The organism is Flavobacterium frigidarium DSM 17623 (genome assembly GCF_000425505.1).
In the GTDB taxonomy this organism is placed as follows: Bacteria; Bacteroidota; Bacteroidia; order Flavobacteriales; family Flavobacteriaceae; genus Flavobacterium; species Flavobacterium frigidarium.
The window spans coordinates 85,077-93,843 of sequence record NZ_AUDO01000015.1 but is presented as its reverse complement, the minus strand read 5'-3'; the positions used below and the strand labels follow the sequence as shown (position 1 = coordinate 93,843).

Below are 8,767 nucleotides of genomic sequence, written 5' to 3'. Positions count from 1 at the left end.
CAAGGATTCTTTTTGAATTGATTGCAAAACTTTAAATTTAAAATCGACACTATAACTACGGTTATTCCTAGGTGTTAATCCATCTTTACCATAATGATTATATAGCCTAACCCACTTTTTAACACTCGAAGGATGAACTCTCTTTTTATTAGCTACAGATGCACAGCAATTGTGCTGTTTGATAACTAATTCCACACATTCAAGTTTAAATGTGTAATCATACTTGACTTTTCTTTCCATAAAAATGCCCCCAAATAGTGTCTAACTTTTTGGGGGCAATGCAGTTGAACCGCTTTTTTTTATTTTAAACTAACCACTGCATTTATATTTGCCGTGATAAAGGAAGTATCATACCCTCCAAAAGCTTTCATATAACTCCGTATAGAGGTTCCATAAGCGTCTTTAATATACTCCTTACCGTTGTTCTTGAAATATTTTTTAACAGATCCTGCGCCACCTAAATGGGCCGCAGCTAAAATACCTGATTCAGTAACAAGAATTCCGTTGACAACTGTTCCTTCATATCTAGCAATCACATCTTGTAATATTGCTTTGTTTTTTGACAGCAAAGCTACAAATGCACGTTCTTGAATTTTAGGACTCCTTAAAAAAAGAAGACTGTCTCTAACTCCTACAGATTTTAAGGTTTCAATACCAAATTGGTATTTCCCCAAATAACCAAGAGAGTTAATCTTTTTGTATTTCCCTTGAGACTCTTTAAAACCTAAAGCCTCTTTAAAACCGATGAATAAATTCCCTGTAAAAGGGACGTTCATATTGGTATAACTTTCCTCTTCTAGAGACGGATATAAATATTTTTTTCCATCTATATTTTTTACTAGAAACCACTTATTCTTGTCTAATTTAAGAGGTTTAAAACCCGCACTTAAAAAGGCTACAATAATTGCTAAACTCGCATAAAAATACCACTTCTTTACCATAAATTGTTTTTCTTCAAAACGCTGTCCCGTTATGAAATTTCTGCGGGCAAAGATACAACATTTTTTATAATACTGAATATCAAGTTGTTAATCTTGTCTAAAAAGCAAAATTTGAGACTTTAATTCCCTCATTACCCGAGTATTCTAGACTGCTAACGCAAATAATATTATTTCAAATACGTCTCCTTTTTCGAATAAAAAAAGTACTAAATAGCCTCAATTTTGTCTTGAAATGAACTTTTCCAGACAAAAAAGCTTCTATAAAAACGTTGCTCTAGGAGTAAAAAACGTAAGATAAGTTGGAGTATAGAAGTATTTATCGAATGTACTAAAATTAAATAATTTTGCTATTTTGACAGTAGATGCATGAATGATGGAGACCAAAAATTATATACATTTTATTATGCAAAATTCTTTCAACTAAACAGCGAAATAGAAAGCAGTTTCATAATCATAAAATAAGGCGTTAAAAAATATCTTTCCGATATCATTTAACGCCTTATAAATTTATTTTATTCCTCGAAGAATTACCTTTTCACTCCCTGACTGTTGATCCAGTCAGCATACTTCTTAGCATTTTTATTATGCTCTGGCAAAGTTGCAGCAAATTCATGGTAGCCAAATCGCTCTACGCTAGCACAAAAGTAGATATAATCGTTTTTCTCTGGGCTCAGCACCGCTTCTAGCGCTGTAATATCAGGCATGGCAATAGGCCCTGGAGGCAAACCTATATTGACATAGGTATTATATGGCGAAGGCATTGTTAAGTCATTGTAGAAAACACGCTTAATGATTTGATTGAAATCATTATCCCTTTTCTTTATCGCATAAATCACCGTTGGATCTGCTTGTAGAGGCATTCCTATTCTCAAACGATTTAAATAGACGCCAGCAATACGTGGACGCTCGTCTTTTTTTACAGATTCTTTATGAACTATCGATGCAAGAATTGTTGCTTCAATAGGAGACAAGCCTTGCTTTTCAGCTTTGGCTAATCGTTCCGCATTCCAAAAGTTACGGTACTCCTTAATCATTTTGTCTCTAAACTTTATTGCAGAAGTATTCCAATAAAACTCATATGTATTTGGGATAAACATAACGAACACATTATCCTCATTGAAACCATTTTCTTTTAAAAATATTGAATCTTTAAATGTTGTCAATAACGAAGTACTGTCTGCTTCTATTTGTGAGCCTACCCTACCCGCAAGATTTTCAACTCTCTCTTGATTGTTGAATGCCAGACTCACTGGAACATTTGCGCGTAAACTTTGTACTAGTTCGTAGCTATTCATACCTTTTGTAAACAAGAATCTTCCTGACTTTACAGTTTCTGGATAATTTCGCTTATCAGCCACTAAAGTAAAACGATCCATATCCTCAACGTATTGCGAAATGATTTTCTCTGCTTCACTGTAGGTAGCATCCGTAGGAATGTGAACATATATTTCTTTCTCACTAAACTTCGTGTTTGCAGAAAATATTTGTCTCATTAAAATGAAACCATATATTATTAATGCAGATACCACTACAATCGAAACGATTGATATAATTTTCTTTAAAGTCAAAATTTATAATTTAAAATTGTTTGTTTATCAATTGGTACATTTTCTCGTCACTGTAAGTGCCGTTCGTTAAAATCCAATCCTTTTTAGTTCCAATGCATTCGAAACCAAATTTAGTAAAAAGCGCTATACTCGCTACATTATTACTGTCAATATTTGCATAAAGTTGGTGCAAATTTAAATGGTAAAAACTATACTTTATAAGCAAACCCAGAGCTTCAGAACCAATATTCTTACCTCTACTACTTTTTTCATATACTACGATCCCAATACCTGCCTTGTTATTTCTTGGATCAAATTCAAATAAATCGATTAGTCCAAGCGCAGGAAAATCTTGATCTTGGCAAATCGCTAAGCGCAATTGCTTTGCTTCATAAATGTCTTGATGCGCATTTTCTAGATACTGCTTCACTAAGAACCGACTGTATGGTGTTTGAGTATTGCTTACATTCCAGATAGACTCGTCATTTTCTATGGCATAGATAAATTCCAAATCATTTGGTTCAAGCGCTCGTAAATATATAGTATCTCCTTTTAAGGTTATCATGACGTTTTGGGGGTTGTTTGTGAATTTGAATCTAGATTATACTGTGATTGTTCCTTCAAAAACAAACTCAGCAGGTCCCTTCAAAAAAACATTCGAATACAAATTATCTTTTTTATCGAAAGAAACAGCTAGTTCCCCGCCTTCAACATTGATGTTGATGGCAGTTGCACTTGTCAAACCGTTGTCATGCATGGCAATTGCTACAGCTGTAGCTCCAGTTCCACAAGCTAGAGTCTCATCTTCGACCCCTCTTTCATAGGTACGCAGGGCAAAAGTATTTTCATTAATCTTGCTTACAAAATTGATATTGCTACCTTCTTTACCATACAATGAACCATATCGTAAAGTTGCACCTTGCTCCTTTACATTGTAGTTTTTAAGATCATCAACCAATTGAACATGGTGAGGCGATCCTGTGTTTAAAAAACTATATTTCTTTTCTTTTTTAATGCTAGTAACGTCGATCATTTGCAAAGCAACTGTGCCATCATTTTCAATAGTTGCGTGATGCAAACCATCAATTGCATTAAAACTAGTATGATTATCGATTACAGCCATTTTTTTGGCGAAAGCCACTAAACATCTCCCTCCATTTCCACACATGGTACTTTGATTTCCATCTGAATTAAAATAGACCATTTTGAAATCAGAATTCTCATCATTCTCTAATAGAATAAGCCCGTCTCCACCCACACCAAAACGACGGTCACATAGTTGCGAAATTAGAGCTATATTTTCTTTTGGAAAATTTTGTAAACGATTGTCTATCATTACAAAGTCATTTCCTGTACCTTGATATTTGTAAAATTTGAGTTGCATTTTTGAAAGTATTATGAAGCGTAAAAGTACGATTATTAATGAAATGTTAATCGATGTTAAATACAGTTAAACAATATTTTAACAGTCGAAATAAGTTTTAAATTTACATTACAAATAACGTAAAACGAATTATATTATGAAACAATTTTCCAAGCTGTTCTTAGTTTCATTATTAAGTGGAGCTGTTACATTAGGAGCCTACAAATTATTATTTGACGACAATGGCTATTTTGCAAACCGCCAAGGTCCATTGACTACTGCCTCGAGTGACTCCTACACTAAAAGAGTTGGTTTATCGTCTGAACTTTTAGATTTTACTGAAGCCGCAGAAAACACTGTGCATACTGTAGTCCATGTGAAAAACGTTTCTTACAAAACCATTTCTAATCCAATGTTAGAATATTTTTATGGTTACAAAGGAGGCCAATCTCAGGAACAAGTGGGAACAGGATCAGGCGTAATTATATCAGCAGATGGTTATATTGTTACCAATAATCATGTGGTTAAAGATGCTTCTGAAATTGAAATAACGTTGAATAATAAAAAATCGTATAAAGCCAAGCTAATTGGAACTGATTCTAAAATGGACATCGCGCTATTAAAAATTGACGCCGATGAAAAGCTTCCTTATTCGAGTTTTGGAAATAGTGATTCAGTAAAGGTTGGTGAATGGGTCCTTGCAGTAGGAAACCCATACAACTTGACCTCTACTGTTACAGCAGGTATTGTTTCAGCAAAGGCTAGAAATTTAGGAACAAACGGCATTCAGTCATTTATACAAACAGATGCCGCGGTAAATCCTGGTAATAGTGGTGGTGCCTTAGTAAATACAAGAGGAGATTTAATTGGAATCAATACTATGATATCGTCTATGACAGGTTCTTATGTAGGGTATTCATTTGCAGTCCCTTCTAACATTGCTCGAAAAATCATAGAGGATATTATGGAGTATGGTAATGTACAACGTGGAATACTAGGTGTAGAAGGTGGGGAACTAAATGCAATGGCCTCAAAAGAATTAGGTGTAGCACAAACAGAAGGATTTTACATTAATAAGGTGACTAAAAATTCTGGTGCTGAGAAATCAGGTTTGAAAAAAGGAGATGTCATTGTGAAATTAGACAATCAAAACATAGCCACTTTTGCTGATCTTTCAGGGTACATTAATACCAAGAGACCAAATGATAAAATTGCAGTAACGATCAATAGAGATGGAACTTTAAAAACTATTCCAGTTTCATTGAGTAAAAATGAATTTTTTACTACTGAATTTAAAGGAATTGAACTCGAAAATATTGATGCTGCTGATAAAAAGAAATTTAAGATTACGTATGGAGTTAAAATTCGAGCCATTACAAATGAAAATTTAATGCAGTACGATCAAGAGCTGCGAGGGAATATCATTTTGAGTATTGATAATGTAAAAGCAAGAGATATCGAAACAGTTTCTAAGCTTTTAAACGATAAGGAAGAAAGTAAAAGTATGCGATTAGAGATGATTAATAAAAATGGAGAGTTAATAAGAATTATTATTTAATAGTGTACAATCACAAATTGAAAAGCCAACTTAAAATTTAAGTTGGCTTTTTTTATTTGAAAATAAATACTAAAATAGTTTACGAAATCGATTGAAATGGGTATTTTTGCGCCAAATTCAAAAAATAACTACTCAACTTTTACAAATTTTCATTCATGAAAAACACCGCTTTGTACCAAAAAGAAGTTTCCTTTCAAGTCGACAGACGTCGCGCCGGAGTCGAATTAATTAAAATTATTAGTGATCTATGGTATGACAAATCCATAGAGCTAGTTTTATTTAAGAATCAATTATTAGACAAGAATGTAAGTGACATTATTAACTTACATCAATATGCTGGTGAATTTGTGGGCAAACCAATGACAATTTTTGATTCGGTTGAAATTGCAAAAGTCGTTGGAGAATTAGATTTACCACCTTCTAAATTAGATTTAGGTAAGCTTACTTACGAATACCTATTAGAAGATGAAAAATATCCAGACGCAAGACACTTTGTTTTAGACAAGTTAAAAGCAGCAAAATCATCTAAGGAAATTAAGTCAAAAGATGTAGTGCTTTATGGTTTTGGTCGAATAGGGCGTTTGCTTGCGAGAGAATTGATGTCTAAAACTGGAAAAGGAAATCAATTGCGATTAAGAGCGATTGTAACCAGAGATAAAAATGATGCTTCTACTCTAGAAAAAAGAGCTTCGTTACTCCGTTATGATTCTGTTCATGGAGATTTTCAAGGATCAGTAATTGCAGACCCAGAGAATAATGCATTAATTATCAACGGAACAACAGTTCATATCATCACTGCAAATGCTCCTGAAGATATTGACTACACAATATATGATATTGACCATGCTTTAATCATTGACAATACAGGTGCTTTTACAACTGAAGAAGCTTTGAGCAGACATTTAACTTCAAAAGGAGCACAAAAAGTATTGCTTACAGCTCCTGGAAAAGGGGTTCCTAATATTGTGCATGGTGTAAATCAAAATGAATACGACGTTGATGCAATTAAAATTTTCTCGGCAGCTTCATGTACTACAAACGCGATAACACCTATCTTAAAAGCTGTTGAAGATACTTTAGGAGTGGTAAAAGGGCATTTAGAAACCATACATTCCTACACTAATGACCAAAATTTAGTAGATAATATGCACAAAAAATACCGTCGTGGTAGAGCTGCAGCACTAAATATGGTGATTACAGAAACTGGAGCGGGTACGGCTGTTGCAAAAGCATTGCCCTCATTAGCGGGAAAATTGACATCTAACGCAATACGTGTACCTGTACCAAATGGATCACTAGTTGTTTTGAATTTAGAAGTGGAGAAAGAAACTTCTGTCGAAGAAATTAACGCGATCATGAAACGATATGCACTTGAAGGAGAACTTGTAGAACAAATCAAGTACTCTACAAATAATGAATTAGTTTCTTCAGATATTGTGGGAACATCAGCACCTTCTATTTATGATAGTAATGCCACGATCGTTTCAAATGACGGAAAAAATATAGTTCTTTACATTTGGTACGACAATGAATATGGATACAGTCATCAAGTAATTAGATTGGCAAAATATATTGCTAAGGTAAGACGTTTTACTTACTACTAGCAAATAGCTTACGGGTTGGCAGTGGTTACTATATTTTTAGTTTTTAGTTTTTAGTTCAAGTTTTAGATTAGAGTTTATAACCGCCAACCTGTATTTAACAAAAAATCCGTTTCAAATTGAAACGGATTTTTTTTTGATACTATGTGTATGTAATTAATTATTTTATTTTTTAATATTCGACTTTGTTAAATAGTATACTGGAATTCCTAGTAACATAATTAATACACCCCATCCACTCGTACTTGTTTTTGTATACAGTAAAGCTAGACAAATAGCACTAGCAACAATTATGTAAATAGCAGGTAAAATAGGATATCCAAAAGCTTTATAAGAGCGCTCTGCATCAGGCATTTTTCTACGTAAGATAAAAATCCCTAAGATTGTCAATATGTAGAATATCAATACGATTATAACTACAAAGTCTAAAAGGTCTCCGTATTTACCCGTTAAACACAACGCTGATGCCCAAATACATTGTGCCCAAATTGACCACGCTGGAACTTTAGCCTCATTTAATTTAGCAGCTTTTTTAAAGAAAACACCATCTTGTGCCATGGTATAATATACTCTAGCACCCGCCATTATTAGACCATTATTACAAGCGAAGGTCGAGATCATAATCATCACAGCAATGATTAGCGTTCCTATGGACCCGAAAATATATTGAGATGCAACAACCGCAACACGGTCAGATTCAGCGGTGGCTATTTCTTGCAAAGGCACGACCGATAGGTACATTATATTTGCTAATGTGTAAATGACACTCACGATAAAAGTTCCAAGAAAAAGACTCAAACCAACATTTCTTTTTGGGTTCTTTATCTCAGCAGCAATAAAAGTCACACCTTCCCAAGCAACACTTGAAAACATTGACCCAACTAATGCCGCTGATATACCTGAAATTAAGGCGGCTCCACTTATAGGCAACCAGGTACCAGTACTAGTATCGAGAGCTTGAGAAGACCAGGCATTAGCCCAATTAGCATCCCACACTTCGGCCTTAGCAGCAAAAAAACCGAAAATTATCAAACCAGCAAGTGATAAAATTTTAATGACAGTTAATACTGTTTGTAATGTTTTTGAATTTTTTACTCCTCTACTGTTTAAGTAACTTAAAAAAACAATGGTTACTATCGAAACAATTTGTGCCGCATTTAATTGAAATGATCCAATCTCATATAAAATATTTTTATCGCTAAAGGCAGGAACTAAATAAGCAGCAAACTTAGAAAATGCTACTCCTACTGCTGCAATGGTTCCTGTTTGAATGACAGCAAAAAAACTCCAACCGTATAAAAAACCTACTAATCTACCATATGCTTCTTTAATATATACATATTGCCCTCCGGCTTTGGGGAACAAAGCACTTAATTCACCATAGCTAACAGCTGCAATAACTGTAATAGTACCAGTAAGAACCCACATGGCAATTAGCCATCCAGCAGATCCTAGTTGCCTAACCATATCTGAGCTTACTATAAATATTCCTGAACCTATCATCGAGCCTACAACGAGCATTGTGCCGTCGAGAAGACCTAGTTCTCTTTTAAAATCATCTTTGGTTTCTTCCTGCATGGTGGTAGTTAAATTTTGGTTGGTGTTAAAGATAAACTTTTTTATTAAGTCCCATTATATAAAAATTATAGGCCTTGCTATGGTAAAGTGTGACGAGCTACATTGACAACAGCACCTCAACTTCGGTCGAATGATGGCGCAGTACATCTAATAAATAGCAAATTGGTTTAAGTCAAAAC

Annotated in this window: 8 protein-coding genes; 2 read left to right on the top strand and 6 right to left on the bottom strand. The window is 34.2% G+C overall.

Annotated features, from left to right (window positions below; translation table 11 throughout):
• The 5 genes from H603_RS0110740 to dapF all read right to left on the bottom strand — a co-directional run.
• The coding region (locus H603_RS0110740) for a helix-turn-helix domain-containing protein (protein WP_026708604.1) at positions 1-240 on the bottom strand (240 nt) is incomplete at its 3' end.
• Between the two features lie 59 nt (positions 241-299).
• The gene (locus H603_RS0110735) at positions 300-941 is read right to left on the bottom strand and encodes a hypothetical protein (RefSeq protein WP_026708603.1); all 642 of its coding nucleotides are present in this window, start codon (positions 939-941) and stop codon (positions 300-302) included.
• 527 nt (positions 942-1,468) lie between these two features.
• Positions 1,469-2,509, bottom strand: coding sequence for an endolytic transglycosylase MltG (gene mltG / locus H603_RS0110730; protein WP_026708602.1), 1,041 nt, complete (start codon positions 2,507-2,509; stop codon positions 1,469-1,471).
• A gap of 10 nt (positions 2,510-2,519) precedes the next feature.
• Positions 2,520-3,053 (bottom strand): GNAT family N-acetyltransferase, encoded by a 534-nt coding sequence (locus H603_RS0110725; protein ID WP_026708601.1) that lies wholly within the window; start codon positions 3,051-3,053, stop codon positions 2,520-2,522.
• A gap of 36 nt (positions 3,054-3,089) precedes the next feature.
• Positions 3,090-3,872 carry a diaminopimelate epimerase gene (dapF, locus tag H603_RS0110720; protein ID WP_026708600.1) on the bottom strand — a complete coding sequence of 261 codons (783 nt, stop codon included), beginning with the start codon at positions 3,870-3,872 and terminating at the stop codon, positions 3,090-3,092.
• A gap of 136 nt (positions 3,873-4,008) precedes the next feature.
• Between dapF and H603_RS0110715 the strand changes: the two genes are divergently transcribed.
• Positions 4,009-5,409: a trypsin-like peptidase domain-containing protein gene (locus H603_RS0110715; RefSeq protein WP_026708599.1), complete on the top strand. Its 1,401-nt coding sequence runs from the start codon at positions 4,009-4,011 to the stop codon at positions 5,407-5,409.
• 155 nt (positions 5,410-5,564) lie between these two features.
• Entirely contained in the window at positions 5,565-7,013 is a 1,449-nt protein-coding gene (locus H603_RS0110710) for a glyceraldehyde-3-phosphate dehydrogenase (RefSeq protein ID WP_026708598.1), read from the top strand.
• 162 nt (positions 7,014-7,175) lie between these two features.
• Here the strand turns inward: H603_RS0110710 and H603_RS0110705 are convergent, their stop codons facing one another.
• Positions 7,176-8,588 (bottom strand): APC family permease, encoded by a 1,413-nt coding sequence (locus H603_RS0110705; protein WP_026708597.1) that lies wholly within the window; start codon positions 8,586-8,588, stop codon positions 7,176-7,178.
• Positions 8,589-8,767 lie beyond the last annotated feature (179 nt).